The organism is Corynebacterium sp. HMSC071B10 (genome assembly GCF_001814825.1).
Classification (GTDB): Bacteria; Actinomycetota; Actinomycetes; order Mycobacteriales; family Mycobacteriaceae; genus Corynebacterium.
The window spans coordinates 61,157-80,923 of record NZ_KV818004.1 but is presented as its reverse complement, the minus strand read 5'-3'; the positions used below and the strand labels follow the sequence as shown (position 1 = coordinate 80,923).

At 65.0% G+C, this 19,767-nt stretch carries 17 protein-coding genes, 1 tRNA gene and 1 pseudogene; 6 read left to right on the top strand and 13 right to left on the bottom strand.

Annotated features, from left to right (window positions below; genetic code table 11):
- Positions 1-60: 60 nt before the first annotated feature.
- Positions 61-312: a hypothetical protein gene (locus tag HMPREF2990_RS05150; RefSeq protein WP_141757803.1), complete on the bottom strand. Its 252-nt coding sequence runs from the start codon at positions 310-312 to the stop codon at positions 61-63.
- Positions 313-871: 559 nt separating this feature from the next.
- Positions 872-1,831: an Abi family protein gene (locus HMPREF2990_RS05140; protein WP_038589888.1), complete on the bottom strand. Its 960-nt coding sequence runs from the start codon at positions 1,829-1,831 to the stop codon at positions 872-874.
- A 597-nt stretch (positions 1,832-2,428) separates the two neighbouring features.
- Here HMPREF2990_RS05140 and HMPREF2990_RS05135 point away from each other — a divergent pair.
- Positions 2,429-2,656, top strand: a pseudogene (locus tag HMPREF2990_RS05135) (IS481 family transposase); the annotation flags it as partial.
- Positions 2,657-2,774: 118 nt separating this feature from the next.
- On the opposite strand, the gene HMPREF2990_RS05130 reads toward HMPREF2990_RS05135, so the two are convergent.
- The 5 genes from HMPREF2990_RS05130 to HMPREF2990_RS05110 form a co-directional block, all read right to left on the bottom strand.
- Positions 2,775-2,848: transfer RNA gene (locus tag HMPREF2990_RS05130), tRNA-Arg, on the bottom strand.
- A 294-nt stretch (positions 2,849-3,142) separates the two neighbouring features.
- Positions 3,143-3,796, bottom strand: coding sequence for a LutC/YkgG family protein (locus tag HMPREF2990_RS05125; protein WP_038589893.1), 654 nt, complete (start codon positions 3,794-3,796; stop codon positions 3,143-3,145).
- A gap of 3 nt (positions 3,797-3,799) precedes the next feature.
- Positions 3,800-5,362, bottom strand: coding sequence for a LutB/LldF family L-lactate oxidation iron-sulfur protein (locus HMPREF2990_RS05120; protein WP_070763001.1), 1,563 nt, complete (start codon positions 5,360-5,362; stop codon positions 3,800-3,802).
- Entirely contained in the window at positions 5,359-6,144 is a 786-nt protein-coding gene (locus HMPREF2990_RS05115) for a (Fe-S)-binding protein (RefSeq protein WP_070763000.1), read from the bottom strand. The genes HMPREF2990_RS05120 and HMPREF2990_RS05115 overlap by 4 nt, the downstream gene beginning before the upstream one ends.
- A gap of 62 nt (positions 6,145-6,206) precedes the next feature.
- Complete coding sequence (locus HMPREF2990_RS05110; RefSeq protein WP_070762999.1) at positions 6,207-7,886, bottom strand: L-lactate permease; 1,680 nt, start codon at positions 7,884-7,886, stop codon at positions 6,207-6,209.
- Positions 7,887-8,254: 368 nt separating this feature from the next.
- Here HMPREF2990_RS05110 and argS point away from each other — a divergent pair, with 368 nt between their 5' ends.
- The 4 genes from argS to thrB all read left to right on the top strand — a co-directional run bounded on the left by argS (position 8,255) and on the right by thrB (position 13,671).
- On the top strand, positions 8,255-9,916 hold the full coding sequence (gene argS, locus HMPREF2990_RS05105) for an arginine--tRNA ligase (RefSeq protein ID WP_070762998.1): 1,662 nt from the start codon (positions 8,255-8,257) through the stop codon (positions 9,914-9,916).
- Positions 9,917-9,946: 30 nt separating this feature from the next.
- Entirely contained in the window at positions 9,947-11,290 is a 1,344-nt protein-coding gene (gene lysA / locus HMPREF2990_RS05100) for a diaminopimelate decarboxylase (RefSeq protein ID WP_070762997.1), read from the top strand.
- 83 nt (positions 11,291-11,373) lie between these two features.
- Positions 11,374-12,726, top strand: coding sequence for a homoserine dehydrogenase (locus HMPREF2990_RS05095; protein ID WP_070762996.1), 1,353 nt, complete (start codon positions 11,374-11,376; stop codon positions 12,724-12,726).
- Between the two features lie 15 nt (positions 12,727-12,741).
- Positions 12,742-13,671 (top strand): homoserine kinase, encoded by a 930-nt coding sequence (thrB, locus tag HMPREF2990_RS05090; protein ID WP_070762995.1) that lies wholly within the window; start codon positions 12,742-12,744, stop codon positions 13,669-13,671.
- A gap of 3 nt (positions 13,672-13,674) precedes the next feature.
- Here thrB and HMPREF2990_RS05085 read toward each other — a convergent pair whose 3' ends face one another.
- The 4 genes from HMPREF2990_RS05085 to HMPREF2990_RS05070 are packed head-to-tail and all read right to left on the bottom strand — an operon-like array spanning position 13,675 to position 16,790.
- Entirely contained in the window at positions 13,675-14,685 is a 1,011-nt protein-coding gene (locus tag HMPREF2990_RS05085) for a ThiF family adenylyltransferase (protein ID WP_070762994.1), read from the bottom strand.
- The gene (locus HMPREF2990_RS05080) at positions 14,678-15,148 is read right to left on the bottom strand and encodes a molybdenum cofactor biosynthesis protein MoaE (protein ID WP_070762993.1); all 471 of its coding nucleotides are present in this window, start codon (positions 15,146-15,148) and stop codon (positions 14,678-14,680) included. The genes HMPREF2990_RS05085 and HMPREF2990_RS05080 overlap by 8 nt, the downstream gene beginning before the upstream one ends.
- Entirely contained in the window at positions 15,138-15,608 is a 471-nt protein-coding gene (locus HMPREF2990_RS05075) for a MogA/MoaB family molybdenum cofactor biosynthesis protein (RefSeq protein ID WP_070762992.1), read from the bottom strand. The genes HMPREF2990_RS05080 and HMPREF2990_RS05075 overlap by 11 nt, the downstream gene beginning before the upstream one ends.
- A gap of 12 nt (positions 15,609-15,620) precedes the next feature.
- Positions 15,621-16,790, bottom strand: coding sequence for a molybdopterin molybdotransferase MoeA (locus tag HMPREF2990_RS05070; RefSeq protein WP_070762991.1), 1,170 nt, complete (start codon positions 16,788-16,790; stop codon positions 15,621-15,623).
- Between the two features lie 41 nt (positions 16,791-16,831).
- Between HMPREF2990_RS05070 and HMPREF2990_RS05065 the strand changes: the two genes are divergently transcribed.
- Positions 16,832-17,086, top strand: coding sequence for a MoaD/ThiS family protein (locus HMPREF2990_RS05065; protein WP_070762990.1), 255 nt, complete (start codon positions 16,832-16,834; stop codon positions 17,084-17,086).
- Here HMPREF2990_RS05065 and HMPREF2990_RS05060 read toward each other — a convergent pair.
- Both HMPREF2990_RS05060 and modA read right to left on the bottom strand, forming a co-directional pair.
- A complete protein-coding gene (locus HMPREF2990_RS05060; RefSeq protein WP_070762989.1) occupies positions 17,083-18,993 on the bottom strand; it encodes an ATP-binding cassette domain-containing protein in 1,911 nt (636 codons plus the stop codon). The two genes, HMPREF2990_RS05065 and HMPREF2990_RS05060, sit on opposite strands and share 4 nt — an antisense overlap.
- Complete coding sequence (gene modA / locus HMPREF2990_RS05055; protein WP_371575263.1) at positions 18,990-19,766, bottom strand: molybdate ABC transporter substrate-binding protein; 777 nt, start codon at positions 19,764-19,766, stop codon at positions 18,990-18,992. The genes HMPREF2990_RS05060 and modA overlap by 4 nt, the downstream gene beginning before the upstream one ends.
- Between the last annotated feature and the right edge of the window lies 1 nt (position 19,767).

Below are 19,767 nucleotides of genomic sequence, written 5' to 3'. Positions count from 1 at the left end.
GTCATACGGGAAAAGAAGTCGGGTGCCTCGGATTTCCGAGGCACCGGTGTGGCAGCCGCGTTACTCGATTTTGTCGTCTTCTTTTTCGCGGACAGTTCTGACGAATTTACCCAGAAACTGAAAGACAGCGGGGGCGAGAAACAACCCGGCGAACAGTTCGGATACACCGCCCAGATAGACACCGATCGCGGCTCCAACCGAAGTGATAAACATGCCGAAACTCAAATATTGGCCGCGCTTTAAAGCGTCGACGTCACCTTTCGCGAGCCACTCCTTCTCGTGGTTCGACGCAGCAATACTCTGCTCAGCCATCTGCATGGCGCGGTCAGCAAAGGACGGGTTAAGCCTCTAAAGTCTCCGGTGAAGGAGCTGGAGCACTCCATAAATACGAGTCAACCCTTCGAGTGAGCTCTTCGACAATTTCAGCGGTGACTACTTCGTCTTCTGTACTAGCTGAATACTGCGATCCAGGGCGTTGAACGTTGCTTTCCATCCGTTGTAAATGGTCGCCCGAGGGTCGTTCTTCGCCATGCGTGCCTTCGTCCGCAGGGGGCGGGGGTTGGTTTCCATCATGTCCACTCCCCGGCGACGGGCTCGGGCTGTGGCGTTCCTCGTTTTGAGAGTCATTGCCCATGCACCTTCTTCCTTTCGGTAGTGAGACTGAGTGGTTTATGTCTCTCTGCCATTCAACCACATACCGCGCGTGCCTATTGCTTTACTGGGGTTCGGACGGGGGGTCGCGCTCGACGCTGCCGGTAATGCTTGCGCGGGCCTACCGGAATCAATCTCTAACTGCCCTATCCTGGCGACACGGACCCGTTGGGTTGCGTCGCGCCTCCGAACAGTGCGAACCAGTGCTAGGGGCGGGTATCTAATCCGGTGAAATCTGCTGAATACCGTGGGCGTAGGCAGGGTTTTGGTCGATTAACTTCTCGAACCCGCTTGCGTAATTCCGAGCCACCGAAGCACCGTGCATACTTGCTAGGTTGTAAAAGGCCACCACCATCGAGCGTGGGTCTACATCTTTCATTTTCTTACGAAATAGTCCGGCTCTCGTCGGTGTGTTCGATGTGGGGCGCATCCACAGCCGGTTATGGTGGGCAGTGAGGTTTCGGAGGAAAAGAATCGACGAGCACCCAACCGCGAAGCGGTCCGCCTTGAAGTTCAAGGCACCAGACACCTCTTTCCAGAGTGGGCCTTGGGTACCAGGTGGGTTGAACGACAAAATGGCGCGGTTCAGGTGACCGAGAGTCAGACTGTCCACGACTGACCAGATCGGTAGGCCCTGGACCAACTGCAACACCTGCTCACGGTTGTCCCTCGTAACCCATCGTGGGGGCTGTGGTAGTCCGATAATTCTGCATTGTCTTTCTATGTGATTGACAACATACGCCTCCCTGTAGTTGAGAATGTCGCGCAACATTCCCTCAATCAGGTCCTCCGGCGTGTAATTGCTATCAAGAAGGAGATAGTTGGACGGTTCCAGATAATCGTCGTAGGGACAGGAACTTTTGCACAGCGCATTTACAAAATGGTGACGCAGTTGGAACTCAACAGTGCGGATGCCTGAGAATATGTACGAAGACATTTGTGAGTCGGCGTCCATGATTCTGAATACTTCGCTGGGGGATTTCTGCACGGTAATTGCGCCGTTGTCGTGCAGGTAGCGGAAGTTCCTGGCGTACCCGATAAAGAAGTGAAAATTGACCGTGGCAAGGCGAGCCACGTCGTCTTCTGTGATTGACGACCTAGGGAAATAGTGTCGCTCTTCTAGGTACTCGATTTTCCCATCTGTGGTGAGGAAAGGTGGTCTATTATCTCCGCTCTTCATTAGACAGTAACTTTACCAATGGAGTGCAGCGTTACCTTTTAGGGAAAGAACAACACCCCACTCGCGTGGGGTGTTGAACAGGGCCGAACAGCGGGGCGCTTCCGGGAGAGGCGGCTGAACGGGGCTGATGACTTCACTATAGACGGACAGGGGGGTTGTGCGTGACTCGGCGTGAGAATGAGTCGCGTTGTCCACCGCCCGAATTGCGTTACCGCTGTTCATCGCCGGTTGGTTTGCCCTATTTCAGGGGTATTCGATCTGGAAGGAGGGACGCGACCACCTGTGTCTCAACGTGCCGTGTATGGAACACGAGGGAGATGTCAGAGCCTTTCGAGACGGTCGGGAGACCCCCTCCGACCCCTCCGGGTAGGTGCGTGTCACCGGGGTAAGTCACCCTCCTCGAAGATACGGTTAAATCACGTCCCCACGCTGCCGGTAATGCCGATACAGTGGGAAAAATGATATTGGAGGTTCCCGTGGCGAGAAGCCAGAAACTAGAACTGACCTGGTTCAACAAAGACAAGGCGCTTATTCCGACGCAGAGTGGGAAGTATGGCTACACCTGAGTTGCCCCGTCCGACCCGCGCTACTGTGAGAGACGAATGGAGCACCCGCAACGACATCGTCGGAACCAACGGCAAAGTCACCATCCGCTACGCCGGAAGGCTCTACCACCTAGGCATCGGACGCGCCTACGGCGGGAAACACATCCTGATGGTCATCACCGACAACCACGTCACCACATCGTTAAAAGAGACCGGCGAAATCATCACCGAGCACTACATCGACACCTCCCGCAATTACCAAAAACCATACTGGCAATAAGGCCAACGTCCACTGACCTAAAAACAAAACCGGCACCTCGGAAAAACAAAAACCGAGGCACCGGTTTGTCCACCATCTCGCGACTGAGTTGTCAACTATGTCGCGACTGAGGACAGCGTGTCCCCGACAGGACTCGAACCTGCGACCTTCGGTACCGGAAACCGATGCTCTAATCCACTGAGCTACGGAGACATCGTTGTGCTTTTTACGCGGAAGCTTCCGCGTGTGAAGACAACAGGATAGAGCGTAGCACCCGACGGTGGTGGGGAGTTAATTGGTGTGTGGGTGGCGTCGAGAAGCGAGCGGGGCGTGGGGGAGTCCGGGATTTCCTAGGCACATCCATGGAACGCGCCAGGGAGTTTTCACTGATTTGCAGGGGTGGTGTCGCATGATGATTGTGCGCCTTTGAGGAGGCGTGACACGGGAAACAATGACAGCAAAGTGGCCGGTACCGAGTGCGGTACCGGCCACTTTGTGTGTGCCGAATTAGTGGACGACCATCACGATCAGGTCGCGCGGGCCGTGCACGCCCTCGACGCGGACCAGCTCGATGTCGGAGGTCGCGGAGCCACCGGAAATCATGGTGGCCGGCTTCTCCGGATCGATGCGGCTGATCATCTCAGGCACGCCGTAGACCAGGGAATCGGGGCGCACGATCACCACGTGGCGGTCGGGCACGAGTGACAGCGCGCGGCGGCCGCACACATCGCCAGACTCGAGCACGATGGAGCCGGTCTGGGCGGAGGTCACCTTGGAGTCGGTGACGACGGCGCCGACGTCGCCAAGCTCTCGCGGGTCCGAGGCCGGGTCATCGGCGCGGGAGGAACCGTCGAACTCGGTGAAGAGGGACTCGTCCAAGCCGGGGGCGTAGACGATGTCCTTGGCACCGCGCTCGGCGAGGATCTTGGCGATGTTGCTTGCCAGATCCGCCTCGGAGGTCTCCACCACGGTGGCCTTGTAGTCCAGCAGGCGGTCGACGAGGATCTCGCGCAGCTGCTCCGGGGTGTGATCCGAGGAGGTGTTGTACTCGCGGACCGGCTCGACGTACGCGGGTGCGTTGGAGAGCTTCTGCGCGTTGCGAATGCGGTTCAGGATTTCCTTCTTCGCGTCCGCGTTACGGGAGGAAACATTGGCTGCCATGATCTACTTATCCTCTCCGGTGTTTGGGTCGACAAAGTCGGTGTTTTCGGAATCGCGGCCGGGCACGCCACGCTTGCGTTCCGCGGCGAGCAGGTCGCGCGCCTCGTCCGTCTCCCACCACTGGCGGAAGGACTTCTTCGGCGGCACTGCCACGTCGCGGTAGTCGGTCCAGCCATTGATCGGGGCAGGCATAGAGGTGATCTCGCCCTTGAAACCGCCGAGGACGCGGCCGAGTGCGACCATGCGCACTGCCTTGTCCCACAGCTTCGGCTTGCCCCACATGGTGCCGATCAGGCCGAAGGCGGCCTTCTCCAGGCGCGGATTGTGCTGCTCCACCTTCTGGTGGCGCATCTCCAGCAGAATGTCGGTGATCGGGATCTTCACCGGGCAGACCTCGTTGCAGCGCCCGCACAGGGAGGAGGCGTACGGCAGCGAGGAGTTCGGGTCGTTGAGATCCTCCATACCCGTCAGCTGCGGGGTGAGGATCGCACCGATCGGGCCAGGGTAGGTCGAACCGTAGGAGTGGCCGCCGGCGCGCTCGTAAACCGGGCACACGTTCAGGCAGGCCGAGCAACGGATGCACTTGAGTGCCTCGCGGCCGATCTCGTTGGACAGGGCAGCGGTGCGGCCGTTGTCCAGCAGGACGATGTGGAAGTTCTGCGGGCCGTCGCCCTCGGTCACGCCGGACCACAGGGAGGTGTACGGGTTCATGCGCTCGCCGGTAGAGGAGCGCGGGAGCAGCTGCAGGAAGACCTCCAGGTCCTGGAAGGTGGGCAGCAGCTTCTCAATGCCCATCACGGAGATCAGGGTCTCGGGCATGGTCAGGCACATACGGCCGTTGCCCTCGGACTCCACGATGGAGACCGTGCCGGTCTCGGCGATACCGAAGTTCACGCCGGAAATGGCGACCTTGGCCTTCATGAACTGCTCGCGCAGGTACTGGCGGGCGGCCTCGGCAAGCTCGGCCGGGTCGGAGGTCAAAGACTCGTCCGTGTTCGGCATCTTGTCCACGAAGATGTTGCGGATCTCGGAGCGGTTGCGGTGGATAGCGGGCACGAGAATGTGGGAGGGGAAGTCCTCGCCCAGCTGCACGATCAGCTCGGCCAGGTCGGTCTCCTGCGCGGTAATACCGCGCTTTTCCAGCTCCTCGTTCAGCGCGATTTCCTGGGTGGCCATCGACTTGATTTTGACCACGTCGGTCTCGCCGGTTTCCTCGATGAGACCTGCGATGATCTCGTTGGCCTCTTCCGCGTCGCGCGCCCAGTGGACGTGGCCGCCGCGGGCGGTGACGTTGCGCTCGAACTCTTCGAGCAGCTCGGGCATGCGCGCGCCTACGTCCTGCTTAATCGACGAGCCGGCGTTGCGCAGCTGCTGCCAGTCATCCAGCTCATCAACCACGTTCTGACGCTTCACACGAATGGTGGTGGTGGCGTAGTTCAGATTGCGGCGCTTGGTGACGTTGTCCAGCTCGTGATGTGCGGCCTTCTGGAACTTCTCGCTGCCACGCAGGTGGTTCGGGCCCTTTGCGTGGGGCGGCATTTGGGGTTTACCGAGTGCGACTTTCACAGCATGCTCTCCTTCGAGTACGCGGCTGATTCAGGGGTCCACGGGTTCGCCTTGGTGGAGGCGAGGATTTCAGCCATGTGCAGGGCGCGCACACCCGTGTGCTGGCGGCTCATCGCGCCAGCGATGTTCATCAGACAGGAGGAGTCACCGGCGGTGACGTACTCCGCCTTCGTGTCCTTGATGTGGCGGGCCTTGTCGGAGACCATCGCCGCAGAGACCTCGGACATCTTCAGTGCGAAGGTGCCGCCGAAGCCGCAGCATTCCTCACGGTTCGGCAGCTCCACCAGCTCCAGGCCCTCGACTGCGCGCAGCAGCTTGTAGGGGCGCTCGCCGACCTCCAGGAAGCGGCGGGAGTGGCAGGACTCGTGGTAGGTGACGCGGTGGGGGAAGAAGGCCCCGACATCCTCGGTGCCGGCGACATCGATGATGAACTCGGAGAGTTCGTAGGTTTTCTTGGCGGCCTTCTTCGCCCCGTCGACAAGCGCGGGGCTGCCGTAGCGGTCCGCGAGGGCAACGTGCTGCTCACGCACGGCGCCCGCGCAGGAGCCGGACGGCGCCACGACGTAGTCGATGGACGGGTCGGCGAACGCGTCGACGTAGGACTCGATAATCGGCACGGCCTGCTTCTGGTAGCCAGTGTTGACGTGCATCTGGCCGCAGCACGTCTGGCCTTCTGGGAAGACGACCTCGTAGCCTAGGCGGGACAGCACAAGTGCGGAAGCCTTGTGCGCGTCAGGGAAAAGAGCGTCGCCGATACAAGTAGAAAACAGTGCTACTCGCAATGTGGACTCCTTATGGTGAATTTCTAGTGAAGGATTGCTCCGGCAGCCGGGCACCTAAGTCTCTAGTTTACGACCGGCGCCAGGAAACTGAGAACGTTGGTCTGCAGGAAGACCATGAGGCAGACTGCGAGCAGGAAGGCGAAGGAATAGCCAACGACTCGCTTGAAGATCTCGGATTCCTTACCCTCCATGTCTACCGCCGTTGCGGCAATCGCGAGCGACTGCGGCGAGATCATCTTGCCCACGACACCACCGGTGGTGTTGGCCGCAAGCATGAGATCCGGGTTGAGGTCCAGCTGCTCAGCGGCGGTGACCTGCAGCTTCGCAAACAGGGCGTTGGCGGAAGTGTCCGAGCCGGTGACGGCGACACCGATCCAGCCCAGAATGGGGGCGGTGAAGGCGAAGAAGCCGCCGAGGTTGGCAAAGAACTCACCAATGGTGACGGTCTGGCCGGAGTAGTTCATCACGTACGCAAGCGCGAGCACGAGCACGATCGTGGCGGCAGACCAACGCATGCGGTACATCGTGTCGGTCAGCTCCTTGCCCACCTGGCCCCAGGTCAGCGAGTAGCGGCCGTTCTCGTTGAAGAAGATGTAAACCAGGGCGACGATCAGGCCAGAGATGACCAGGAGCGTGCCAGGGTTGTTGATGTACTTAAAGCTGTAGTCGGCGACAACTTCGGCCCCGTTGGCGTCGAGAAGCGAGCCCTCCGGCAGACCCGGCCACGGGAACTTGATCTGGAAGGAGTTGAGCCAGCCCGGGATTGCGGTGCCCAGGTTGGCCAGGCCGAAGATGACCACGACGATGGCGTAGGGCATCAGTGCCATCCACACGCGGTTGCCAGGCAGCTCGGTCTCTTCGAGATTTTCCGTGCTGGGCAGTTCCAGGCGCTCGCGCAGTGCTTCGACGCCCTTCGGCGTCCAGAAGCGCAGCAGCGCGAAGGCGGCACCGAGTGCGACGATGCAGGCAATGACGTCGGTGAGCTGGTAGGCGAAGAAGTTCGAGGTCCACCACTGCGCAATACCGAAGGACAGGCCGATGGTAACGGCGGCCGGTGCGGTCTCGCGGACGCCACGCCAGCCGTCGATAATGCCGGCGATGATGAAGGGGACGAAGAACGCCAGGAAGGGGGTCTGGTGGCCGACGATCGCGGCGATGTTCTCGGTCTGCTCAAGCGTGCGACCGCCGACCTCGCCGGCGGTGGTGATCGGGATGGCCACGGCGCCGAAGGCGACCGGCGCGGTGTTCGCAATCAGCACGATCGTGGCTGCGCGCAGCGGCTTAATGCCCAGCGCCAGAATCATCGTGGCGGTAATGGCCACCGGTGCGCCGAAGCCCGCAAGCGCCTCAAGCAGGCCACCGAAGCAGAACGCGATGAGCATGGCCTGGATGCGCACGTCGCCGTGCCCCATCTTGTCAAAGACCAAACGCAGATCCTCGAAGCGGCCGGAGGCGACGGTGATTTGGTAGAACCAGATCGCCGACATGATCACAAAGACGATGGGCAGTAGGCCGAACAATCCGCCGCGGAAGGCGGAAGAAATCGCCATGTCGGCAGGCATATTGAAGCCAAAGATGGCCACGAGGATGGCTGCGATCAGCGCAACCAGGCCAGAGAGGTGTGCGCTGGCTTTCACGCCCAGCAGCATGATGAAGAAGGTGAGCAGCGGAATGGCTGACACCAACGCAGAAAGGCCGAGGCTGCCTCCGACAGCATCGGTAAAGACCTGAAATTGGTCCATGGGTGCGCTCCTTGGTTGGAGGGAAAACGAACTACATGCCTCGCGTAAGGACCGCATCCCACCACCCGCCTCGCTTTATTGCGTCGGTGCATTGTGTAACGCTGGCCCCAAAGCTGTGCCTGCGGCGGCATATTTAGCAATTATGACACGGGATCACACTAGATGCAGCGAAAAGCCATAAGAAATGCATGGGTTTTTCAGCTGCGACTACCTGCGCTTTTGGTGTACGCGGGGGTAATGCAAAGCCCGCGGCGGGGGAGGGGATGGCACCTAGCGAACGGGGGATATGCGGGCTTGGGTTCAGCTGGTGCGGACGGTGCGCAAGGCCATGAAGAGATCGCGCGCGCGGTGAATTAGACTTGCACCCCATGACGCCAGCAGATCTTTCACAGCTCATTAGGCAAGCAGCCGTTTCCGTGCTCACCGCGCACGACCTCGACTCCTCCGTGGTCCCGGACACCGTGACCGTGGAGCGGCCGCGCAACCCGGAGCACGGGGACTACGCCACGAACGTCGCCTTGCAGGTGGCCAAGAAGGCGGGCACGAACCCGCGTGAGCTGGCGAGCTGGCTTGCCGACGCACTCGGCACCGACGCGGCGATCGAGACTGCCGAGGTCGCCGGCCCCGGCTTCCTCAACCTGCGCCTGGCCTCCGCGGCCCAGGGCCAGCTGGTGGGCGAGATCCTCGCCGCCGGTTCGTCTTTTGGTAACTCGCAGCGTTACGACGGGCAGAAGATCAACCTGGAGTTCGTCTCGGCCAACCCCACCGGCCCGATCCATCTGGGCGGCACCCGCTGGGCCGCCGTGGGCGACTCGCTGGGCCGCGTGCTGGAGGCCTCCGGCGCGGAGGTGACCCGCGAGTACTACTTCAACGACCACGGCGGGCAGATCGACCGCTTCGCCCGCTCCCTGGTGGCGGCAGCCAAGGGCGAGCCGACACCGGAGGACGGCTACGGCGGGGAGTACATCAAGGAGATTGCGGGCGCCGTCGTCGAGAAGCATGCGGATGCGCTTGCAGGCAGCGATGAAGAGGTCCAGGAGACCTTCCGTGCGGCCGGCGTGGAGATGATGTTCGCGCAGATTAAGCAGTCGCTGCACGAGTTCGGCGTGGATTTCGACGTGTTCTTCCACGAGAACTCCCTGTTTGAGTCCGGCGCGGTGGACAAGGCGATCCAGACGCTGAAAGACAACGGCAACCTGTATGAGTCCGAGGGTGCCTGGTGGCTGCGCTCGAGCGATTTTGGCGACGACAAGGACCGCGTGGTGCTGAAGTCGGACGGCAACGCAGCCTACATTGCTGGTGACATCGCGTATGTGGCCGACAAATTCGACCGCAGCCACAACCTGGCTATCTACATGCTGGGTGCAGACCACCACGGCTACATCGCGCGTCTGCGCGCTGCCGCCCAGGCGCTGGGCTATGACCCGGAAGCGGTCGAGGTGCTCATCGGTCAGATGGTCAACCTGGTGCGCGACGGCAAGCCGGTGAAGATGTCCAAGCGCGCCGGCACGATCATCACCCTGGACGACCTGGTTGACGCGATCGGCGTGGACGGCGCGCGCTACTCGCTCGTGCGCTCCTCGGTGGACTCCAGCCTGGATATTGACCTGGACTTGTGGACCAAGCAGTCGAGCGACAACCCGGTCTACTACGTGCAGTACGGGCACGCGCGCCTGTGCTCGCTGGCGCGCAACGCCGAGGCCGCGGGCCTGGACAGCACCGAGCTTGCGGACGTGGACTACGGCCTGCTCACCCACGAGAAGGAGGGGGATTTGATCCGCACGCTTGGCGAGTTCCCGGCCGTGGTCAAGGCTGCCGCCGAGCTGCGCGAGCCGCACCGCGTCGCCCGCTACGCCGAGGAGCTGGCCAGCGCCTTCCACAAGTTCTACGACTCCTGCCAGGTGCTGCCGAAGGCCGACGAAGAGGTCGCGCCGATCCACCGTGCGCGCTTTGCGCTCGCGATGGCGACCCGCCAGGTGCTCGCCAACGCGCTTGCCATGGTCGGTGTCTCCGCGCCGGAGCGGATGTAGTTTCTCGTACAGGAGGGTTTTCTTTCACTTATGCACACTCCAGAAACACAGCCGTTTAACCAGCTGCCCGCCCACGTGTGGCCGCGCAACGCCGCGCGCACTGACGACGGCGTGATCACCATTGCCGGCGTCGCGCTGCCCGAGATCGCCGCGCAGTACGACACCCCGGTCATGGTGGTGGACGAGGACGACTTCCGCTCCCGCTGCCGCGACATGGCCGAGGCCTTCGGCTCGCCGCGTAACGTCCACTACGCCTCGAAGGCGTTTTTGACCCGCCACATCGCCCGCTGGGTGGATGAGGAGGGCCTCGCCTTGGACGTTGCCAGCGAAAACGAGCTGCGCATCGCGCTTGCAGCGGACTTCCCGCCGGAGCGCATCACCGTCCACGGCAACAACAAGTCCGAGAGCTTCCTGCGTCTGTGCCTCGAGTCCAAGGTGGGCCACGTGGTCATCGACTCGCGCCAGGAACTCACCGAGCTCGAGGCTCTGGCCAAGGAGCTAGGCCAGGTGCAGGACGTGTTCGTACGCGCGAAGCCGGGCGTGGATGCGCACACCCACGAGTTCATCGCTACCAGCCACGAGGACCAGAAGTTCGGCCTCTCCCTGGCTTCCGGCACCGCCTACGAAGCGGCCGTCGCCGCGATCAACTCGCCCCACCTCGAGCTGACCGGCCTGCACTGCCACGTCGGCTCCCAGGTTTTTGACGCCGAAGGCTTCAAGCTGGCCGCCGAGCGCGTGCTGGGCCTCTACGCCCAGATCTGGAAAGAACAGAACGTCGCGCTGAAGTACCTGGACTTGGGCGGCGGTTACGGCATCGCGTACACGGACGACGAGGCACCGCTGGACGTCGCGGCAGTCGCCCGCGACCTGTTGCGCGAGGTGCAGGATGTCGCCGACGACCTGGGCATCGAGGCGCCGACCGTCGTGGTCGAGCCGGGTCGCGCGATCGCCGGCCCGTCGACGGTGACGCTCTACCGCGTCGGCGTGGTCAAGGACGTGCACACCTCGTACACCGCCACGCGCCGCTACATCGCGGTCGACGGCGGCATGAGCGATAACATCCGCCCTGCGCTCTACGCCTCGCTTTACGACGCCCGCGTGGCCAACCGCCTCACCCACGGCACCCCGGTGCAGACGCGCCTGGTGGGCTCGCACTGCGAGTCCGGCGACATTCTCGTCGAGGACGGTACCTGGCCCGACGACATTGCCGCCGACGACCTCATCGCGCTGGCAGCGACCGGGGCGTACTGCTACTCCATGAGCTCGAATTACAACTCTTTCGGCCGACCCGCGGTCGTCGCCGTGCGCGATGGGGAGATTTTCCCCATGATTCGCCGCGAGACGGTCGAGGATATTTTGGCCCGAGAATATTAAAGTGGTCGCGCACCGCGAGAAAATAGACTAAGCGGTACACTGTGCCGGGTACACACACGCATCAGATAGGAAAAGGAACACGCATGACTGTCGCAAGTGCCGAAGGCCGTAACGGGAACTACCCGGGCAAGGGAATTGGGCAAGCCGTGGGCGTTGCCATTCTGGGCAAGGGCACCGTGGGCACTGAGGTGCTGCGCCTGATCCAGGAGTTTTCCGAAAATCTTGAGCACCGCATCGGCGGCCCGCTCGCCGTTCGCGGCGTGGCTGTGTCCAACGTGGACAAGCACAAGGACGCGCCCGAGGTGCAGGGCATTTACCTCACCGATGACGCCACCGAGCTGATCAACCGTGACGACGTCGACGTGGTCGTCGAGGTCATCGGCGGCATCGACTACCCGCGCAAGCTGGTGCTTGCCGCGCTGCAGGCGGGCAAGTCCGTGGTCACCGCGAACAAGGCGCTGGTGGCAGCGCACGGCTCCGAGCTGGCCGACGCGGCCAACGAGGCCGGGGTCGACCTCTACTACGAGGCCGCCGTCGCCGCAGCCATCCCAGTCGTGGGCATGCTGCGCCGCTCCCTGGCGGGCGATCAGGTCCAGCGCATCTCTGGCATTGTCAATGGCACGACGAACTTCATCCTGGACGCGATGGCGTCGACAGGCGCGAGCTACGAGGACGCGCTCGCCGAGGCCACCCGCCTGGGCTACGCCGAGGCCGACCCGACCGCGGACGTGGAGGGCCACGACGCGGCGTCCAAGGCGGCAATTCTGGCATCCATGGGCTTCCACACCCGCGTGACCTTCGACGATGTGTACTGCGAGGGTATTACCAAGATCACCGCAGAAGACATCGCCGCGGCGAAGAAGTCCAACCAGACCATCAAGCTTTTGGCCATCTGCGAACGGCTTTACGACGAGGACGGCAACACCACCGCAGTCAACGCCCGCGTCCACCCGACCCTGGTGCCGAACGAGCACCCGCTGGCGAGTGTGGACCAGTCCTACAACGCCATCTTCGTCGAGGCGGAAGCCGCTGGCCGCCTGATGTTTTACGGCAACGGTGCCGGCGGTGCGCCGACCGCTTCCGCCGTGCTGGGCGACCTCGTTGGTGCCGCGCGCAACAAGGTCCACGGCGGCCGCGCCCCGGCGGAAAACCCGTATGCCGACTACAAGGTCGTGGGCTTCGACGAGGTGCCGACCCGTTACCACGTGAACATGACGGTGGACGACCGCGTCGGCGTGCTGGCTGACCTGGCCCGCAACTTCGCCGATGATGGAGTGTCGCTTTCGGCGGTGCGCCAGGAGGAGTCCGGTGACGAGGCCCACCTGATCGTGGTGACCCACAAGGCACTGGAGCGCGACCTGCGCGCGATCGTGCAGCGCCTGGAAGAACACGACGCGGTCAAGGCGATCAACTCCGTGATCCGCCTGGATGCTTAAAAAGAAGGGATCCACATGCCTACTGATTTGCAGGTCGGACTGAAAGCCACGGTGACCGTGCCCGGTTCCTCGGCGAACCTGGGCCCGGGTTTTGACACCCTCGGCATTGCCCTGAGCATCTACGACACCGTCGAGGTGGAGGTCATCGCCTCCGGGCTCGAGGTGCACATCTTTGGCGAGGGTGCAGAGGACTTGCCGCGCGACAACTCCCACCTGGTGGTCAAGGCCATCCGCTCGGGGCTGAAAGCCGCGGACGTGGAGGCACCGGGGCTGAAGGTGACGTGCACGAACAACATCCCGCAGTCGCGCGGCCTCGGCTCTTCCGCAGCCGCCGCCGTCGCCGGCGTGGTGGCCGCGAACACGCTCGCCGGAAGTCCCTTGAGCACCGAAGAGATCGTGCAGCTGTCCAGCGAGTTCGAGGGACATCCGGATAACGCGGGTGCCTCCGTGCTTGGTGATGCGGTGGCGTCCTGGACCGAGATCCCCGTCGACGGCCGCTCGCTGCCGGAGTACCGCGCCGTGGGCGTAAAGGTGGACCCGCGCATCCGCGCCTACGCGCTGGTGCCGGACTTCCACGCCTCGACCAACGCCGTGCGCAAGGTCCTGCCGAGCCACGTCACGCACACGGATGCGCGCTTCAACGTCTCGCGCACCGCGGTGATCACGGTGGCCATTCAGAGCCACCCGGAACTGCTGTGGGAGGGCACTCGCGACCGCCTGCACCAGCCGTACCGCTCCGACGTGCTGCCCGTGACCGCTGAGTGGGTCAACCGTCTGCGCAACCGCGGATACGCCGCTTACCTCTCCGGCGCGGGCCCGACCGCGCTCGTGCTGTGCACCGAGCCCGTCGACGACGAGATCCTGGACGAGGCCCGCGAATCCGGCCTGCGCGTCCTCGAGCTCGAGGTCGCAGGGCCGGTCAAGGCCGAGCTCACCGCAGACTAGGGCCTAGCGAGCAACCCGCTCCATCCCGCCGCGCAGGCTCGCCACGCCGCGGATGCCGCGTGCGTTGAGCGCGGCGACCGCCTGCGCCGAGCGCACACCAGAAGCACAGATCAGCACCCCGCCGTTTTCTAATTCCGGCGGGGTGTAGCCGTTGAGGATCTCGCCGAGCGGCACGTTGATGGCGTTCGGGAGGTGGATGGTGGCGAACTCGTGGGGCTCGCGGACGTCGATAAGCGTGGCTCCTTGGGTGAGCTCTTCCACCTCTGCGGGGCCCTGAGGCGGATCCTCGGCGAGTACGCGGGCGGTGACTGCCGGGTCGGGGGCAAGCGGGATGTATTCCCACGTGCCGGCGAGTGAGTCGTAGTAGCCGAGCTTGCCCACCAACGGGGTGCCCTGGCCGGTCAGATACTTCATCGCCTCCATGGCCATGGCGGAGCCGACGACGCCGACGAGCGGGCCGAGCACGCCCGCCTGCGAGCACGACGGCACCGAGCCCGGCGGCGGTGGGGCGGGGAAGAGGTCCTCGTAGACGGGGCCGTGGCCCGCCCAGAAGACCGACATCTGCGCCTCGAAGCCCAGGATGGAGCCCCAGATGTGCGGGATGCCCAGGCGGGCAGCGGCATGGGAAGCGACGTGGCGGGTGGCGAAGTTGTCGCTGCCGTCGAGGATGACGTCCGTGGCCGCGAGCTGCTCGAGCGCGGTGTCCCAGGTCAAGCGCTGCTTTACCGGCGTGATCTGCGTATCTGGGTTGAGCGCGGCGAGCGCTTCGATTGCGGAATCCACCTTGGGCTCGCCCACACGATCGGTGGTGTGGATGACCTGGCGGTGGAGGTTGGAAAGGTCGACGCGGTCGTCGTCGAAAAGCGAAATGCGCCCGATGCCTGCGGCAGCGAGGTAGAGCAGCGCTGGCGAGCCGAGGCCGCCGGCGCCGATGACGGCGACGTGCGCCTCGCGGAGTTGCGCCTGCGCCGCATCCCCGATGAGCGTGGTTTGGCGCAGGTAGCGATCACTCATCAATGCCCACCCACTGCGTCTCGCCGCTGGTTAGGCCCTGCTTCTTCCAGATGGGCACCTCGGCCTTGACCCGGTTGGCCACCTCGGCGCAGGCGGTGAAGGCCTCGCCGCGGTGGGCGCTGGCCACGAGGACGAGGAAGGCGAGTTCGCCGATGGGCACGTCGCCTGTGCGGTGGGCGGCGAAGATGCGGACGGGGTGGGCGGCGGCGACCTCGGCGGCGACGCGTGCAAGCTCCGTTTCCGCGGTGGGGTGCGCCTCGTAGGCGAGGGTAGCCACGGACTGGCCGCCGTCGTGGTCGCGCACGATGCCCTCGAAGCGCACGAGCGCGCCCATCGCCTGGGTGAGCGTGTTGTCACTGGCCTGAGCTGCGAGTTCCTCGAGCGGGGCGTCGGTGATCACGGTGCCGGTGACCACGCCTGTCTGCTCTAAGACGTAGGCGGGGTCGTTGTGCTTAGTGGTCATGGTTGCCCTCCAACTGCTCGATGAGGTGGGGCAGCACCGGTTTCAGTACCGCGCAGCCGTCGCGCACCCCGCCGCGGGAGCCCGGCAGCGTCATGAGGAAGGTGCTGCCGCTGATTCCGGCGACCGCGCGCGAGAGGATCGCGGTGGGCACGTTTGCGCGGCCCTGCTCGTAGAAGGCGTGCACGATGCCGGGCAGCTCCCGCTCGAGGTGCGCGCTTACCACCTCGACGGTGCGGTCGTCGGCGGTAATACCGGTGCCGCCGGAGGTGAGGATGACGGAGGGCCCACGCAGCAGCGCGGCGCGCACGGCGGCATCGACGTCCGCGTCGGCAACGACAGTCGCGTCTGGAGTGTCGAGGCCCATCTCGCGCAAGAACGCGACGGCGATCGGCCCGGACTCGTCGGCGTAGACGCCCTGGGCCGCGCGCGTCGACGCCACAATTACTTCAGCTTTTCTCATAGATATTCCACCTTACAGCGGGTAGACGGAAACCAACTCGCCCGCGTCCAGTTGCGCGCCGGCGGGCACGCGGATCAGACACTGCGCCGCCGCACCCTGGGCTAACAAGTGGGAGCTGGCACCGCCGAGGGGGTGCACCGCGCCGGACTCTATGCGGCCGCGCAGGAACTGTTCGCGGCCCTCGATCCCGGTCACGGCGCAGGCGAGCGGGGCGCGCAGCATCTCGGGCGAGTGCCCGAGCAGGGGTGCGACGTAGAGCCGGAAGCTCACCAGCGTAGAGATCGGGTTGCCCGGCAGTCCGATCACGGGCACGCCATCACAGGCGCTTAGGCCCTGCGGGCCGCCCGGCTGCTGGCTGACGTGCCCGTACCAACCCTCCGGGAACGCGAGGCGCACGACCTCGAACTTGCCGTGGCTGATGCCGCCGGAGGTCACCACCGCGTCCGGGCGGTGCTCCGCAATGGCGGCGCGCACGTGCTCGCGCAGCACCTCCGGCTCGTCGCTGGTGCGCACGTGCTCGACCACCTCAATCCCGTGACGGGCGGCAAGCGCGCGCAGCATCGGCCCGTTGGCATCCGGGATTATGGCCGCGCCCGACTGCTGCGGGTTGTGGGCGACCTCCGCGCCGCCGGTGACAATGACAATGCGGCCTGCGCGCACCACGCTGACTTCCTCGATACCCTGGCTGGCTAGCGCCCCCACTAGCGCCGGGATCACGCGCTCACCAGCCCGAGCGAGCACGTCGCCCGCAGCGATATCGGACCCGGCGGGCCGGACAAACACGCCATCCTCGGTCCCGGGCAGCTGCACGGTCTCGCCCTCAGCGAGGAACTCCGCGGGCTCGCAGCGCTCCACGGGGATCACCGCGCGCGTACCGATCGGCACCTTCGCCCCGGTCATGATGGGTACCGCGAGCTCGCCCAGGCCCTCGGGGTAGGCGGTGGCGGGGTCGTCGCCCGCCGCAACCGTTGCGCCGACGCGCGCCGTCCGCGCCTGAGTCGAGCCCACCGCGTAGCCGTCCATCTGCGAATTATCAAAGGCGGGTTGCTCGCGTACCGCCTGTACATCGCGGGCAAGCACCGCCCCGCGCGCGGCGGCCTCGAGCGGGGAGAGGGTCTCGTGTCCGCGCTCACCGAGCGCGGCCGCGACTGCGTCGAAGTGGGCTTCTGGGGTTCTGCTCATGGGGCCATGGTACGGCGCGCGCCGGGCGGTATGGTGTGGGCATGCAGATCCACTACTTCGCCGCCGCACGCGCCGCCGCCGGCACCGCCGTCGAGCAGGTCGGGGAGTTCGCCACGCTTGAGCAGTTGCTTGCCGACGCCACGTCGCGCCACACCGGCACCACCGATGCCGGCCAAACGCTCGCCGACATCGTGCCGCGCTGCACCTTCCTTATCGACGGCAAACGCGCGGAGCCGGAAGCCCCACTCGTCGGCGCGCAGCGGGTCGACGTGCTTCCCCCGTTCGCGGGCGGCTAAACCGCAGTGACCCGCACCTGGTCTGCGTCGAGCGCGCAGGAGAGCTCCGCGCCTGGCGAGACGCTGGCCTGGATGGCCGTGGCCCGGTCGACGAGCAGGGACAGCGCGTACTCGTCACTGGTGTCGCCCTCCTGCACTGGGCGCAGTACCACGCTGGCCTCCCCGCTGGGCAGGACGCTGACGGTGTGCGCGCTCGCCCCGAACGCGCAGCCGTGCTTGGGCTCCTCGCCTGCGTTGAGCAGCGTGAGCGCGCTCGGGCGGAACGTCGCCCGGACACGCGTGCCTGTGGGGTGGTGTGAGAGGTCGAGGCCACCGATTGCACCGAAGGGAGACTCCAGGTTGCCGCCCTCGCCTACGGTGCCCGCCAGCAGGTTGGCGCCGACGAGGCGGGCGGCGAAGCGGGTGGCGGGGGCTTCCACCTCCGCGGAAGCGGGGCGGAAGGTGCGCACGCGCCCGCGGTCCATCACCGCGATGTGATCGGCGAGCGCGAGCATATCCAGGGCGTTGTGAGTAATCAGCACGGTGGTGCGGTCGTGGCGCGCCGCGTGGAGGACCTGGCGCCATTGGGCGGCGGCGTCGACGTCGATAGCCGCGAGCGGCTCGTCCAGGATGAGCACGGCAGGGCGGGTGGCCAGCGCGCGCACGAGCGAGACTTGGGCGGCCTGGCCGCCGGAGAGTGCGTGGACGGGGACGTCGAGAAGCTCGGCAAGCCCGGCGGCGGTGAGCAACGAGGCGGTGCGTTGCGAGTCGCGCGTGACCATCGTGATGGCGGAAGCCACGGTCGCCGTCGGCGGCAGGCCCGGGTTCTGCGTCAGTAGTACGACTTCGCGCTGGTAGGCGGGGACCGGGCGGGTGTCGGTGGAGTCGACGAGCCGCTCGCCGATGCGCACCTGGGTGCCGCGTAGCCTGCCGGCGATGCGGCCGACCAGCGTCGTTTTGCCGGCACCGTTTGGCCCGACCAGCGCGGTGAGCGTATTGGCGGGGAAGTGCACGTCGTCGACCTCGACATCACTGCCGCCACTGGCAGGGCGGGTCAGCTCGCGCAGGCGCGCGACGTCGATCGTGCCGGTGGCGCGGGCCTGCTGCGCCGGGATGCGCCGCTTCAGCAACGCGGGCAGGGCGGTGGCGGCGAGTGTGAGCACCGCCAAACCGATGAGGATGGCGGAGAGCCCGTAGGCTACCTCGGCGTCGACCTCGCGGGCGAGGTAGATGCCCAGCGGCATGGTGCGGGTGGTGCCGGGCATGGAACCGGCGAAGGTGAGCGTGGTGCCAAATTCCCCGAGCGAGCGGGCAAAGGCGAGCCCGGCAGCCGAGACCAGTGAGGGCGCGATAGCGGGAAGGATGATCTGCCGCACCGTCCGCGCGGGAGAGATACCCACCGCGGCCGCGGAGTAGGTGATTTCGGGGTCGAGTTGGCGCAGTGCCGCATCCAAGGTGATCACCACGAAGGGCAGCGCGATAAAGACGTGCGCGGCCACTACACCGGGGAAGGCGAAGGCGAACTGCCAGCCCAAAAAGTCCAGCAGTGGGGCGGCGAGGCCGCGGCGGCCGAGGAATGCGGACAGGGCCAGGCCCGCTACGACCGGCGGTAGCGCGAGCGGCAACAGCACGAGGAGGCGGGCGACTCTCCCGCCGCGCTTGAGGTGCTGTAGCCATAGCGCGAGCGGGACGCCGAGCACCATGGCGATGACGCTCGCGCACACCGCAGAGCTAAGCGTCACGCGCAGCAGGTCGCGGGTGTCTGTGCTGGTGAGGATCTCGCCGAGTCGGTCGAAGGGGACCCGGACGCCGAGTGCGAACACCGGCAGGATGATCAGCGCCAGCGCGAAAAGCGCGAGCGTCCCCACCGCTTTGGTGCTGGGCTGTGGAAGCGGCGTGATCGGCGAGGCAGTGCGCGTGCCCGTCATGCCGCGGGGGTAAATCCGTGCTTCTCCCAGAGGGATGCAGCCTTATCGCTGCCCAGCAGCTCGACCAGCGCAGCAGCATCGTCCGGGTGCTCGGTGGTAATTACTACTCCGGCGACGAGCGAGTTCGGGAATTCTTCCGCGTGCGGGATGTCAATGACCTCGACCTCATCTCCCGCGGCCGCGGCGTCGGTGCGGTAGACAAAGGCGGCGTCCGCCTCGCCGGTCACGACCTTGCCCAGCGTGTCGGCCACGTTGTGCTCAAGCGAGACCGGGGTAAGGTCCAGCGAGTTCGCCTGGCTGAGCTGCTTGGACACCGCGCCGCACGGGACCTGCGAGTCGCACAGCACCAGCTTCACGTCCTCGTTCTCCAGGTCGTGGATGCTTTCGATGCCCGCCGGGTTGCCCTTAGGCACGACCAACACCATCGAGTTGGTGGCCACGACCTGCGGGTCGCGCACGAGGCCCGCCTCGACGGCGTCGTCCATGTGCTTCTGGTCGGCGGAGATGAATACGTCGCCCGGGGCACCGTCGGCAAGCTGCTGCACGAGCGCCGAGGAGCCGGCGTTGACGAAAGTCAGCGATTCCTCGGTCAAGCCATCGAGGTCCTCGTTGAGCACACGCGTCGACGCGGCACCCAGCACCGTGAGCTCGGTGGCGGCATCCGGTGCCTCGCTAGAGGCCGAAGTGCCCGTGGTTTCGCCGCTTCCGCAGGCAGCGACGGAAAGCGCGAGCATGGCTGCCGCCGGAAGGGCAACGGCGCGAGAAAAACGCATG

Bases quoted from the DNA above. Each gene is read 5' to 3' on its own strand.
- HMPREF2990_RS05150 (WP_141757803.1), bottom strand. From the start codon at position 312: ATGGCTGAGCAGAGTATTGCTGCGTCGAACCACGAGAAGGAGTGGCTC.
- HMPREF2990_RS05140 (WP_038589888.1), bottom strand. From the start codon at position 1,831: ATGAAGAGCGGAGATAATAGACCACCTTTCCTCACCACAGATGGGAAA.
- HMPREF2990_RS05125 (WP_038589893.1), bottom strand. From the start codon at position 3,796: ATGGCAGCCAATGTTTCCTCCCGTAACGCGGACGCGAAGAAGGAAATC.
- HMPREF2990_RS05110 (WP_070762999.1), bottom strand. From the start codon at position 7,886: ATGGACCAATTTCAGGTCTTTACCGATGCTGTCGGAGGCAGCCTCGGC.
- argS (WP_070762998.1), top strand. From the start codon at position 8,255: ATGACGCCAGCAGATCTTTCACAGCTCATTAGGCAAGCAGCCGTTTCC.
- lysA (WP_070762997.1), top strand. From the start codon at position 9,947: ATGCACACTCCAGAAACACAGCCGTTTAACCAGCTGCCCGCCCACGTG.
- HMPREF2990_RS05095 (WP_070762996.1), top strand. From the start codon at position 11,374: ATGACTGTCGCAAGTGCCGAAGGCCGTAACGGGAACTACCCGGGCAAG.
- thrB (WP_070762995.1), top strand. From the start codon at position 12,742: ATGCCTACTGATTTGCAGGTCGGACTGAAAGCCACGGTGACCGTGCCC.
- HMPREF2990_RS05085 (WP_070762994.1), bottom strand. From the start codon at position 14,685: ATGAGTGATCGCTACCTGCGCCAAACCACGCTCATCGGGGATGCGGCG.
- HMPREF2990_RS05080 (WP_070762993.1), bottom strand. From the start codon at position 15,148: ATGACCACTAAGCACAACGACCCCGCCTACGTCTTAGAGCAGACAGGC.
- HMPREF2990_RS05075 (WP_070762992.1), bottom strand. From the start codon at position 15,608: ATGAGAAAAGCTGAAGTAATTGTGGCGTCGACGCGCGCGGCCCAGGGC.
- HMPREF2990_RS05070 (WP_070762991.1), bottom strand. From the start codon at position 16,790: ATGAGCAGAACCCCAGAAGCCCACTTCGACGCAGTCGCGGCCGCGCTC.
- HMPREF2990_RS05065 (WP_070762990.1), top strand. From the start codon at position 16,832: ATGCAGATCCACTACTTCGCCGCCGCACGCGCCGCCGCCGGCACCGCC.
- HMPREF2990_RS05060 (WP_070762989.1), bottom strand. From the start codon at position 18,993: ATGACGGGCACGCGCACTGCCTCGCCGATCACGCCGCTTCCACAGCCC.
- modA (WP_371575263.1), bottom strand. From the start codon at position 19,766: ATGCGTTTTTCTCGCGCCGTTGCCCTTCCGGCGGCAGCCATGCTCGCG.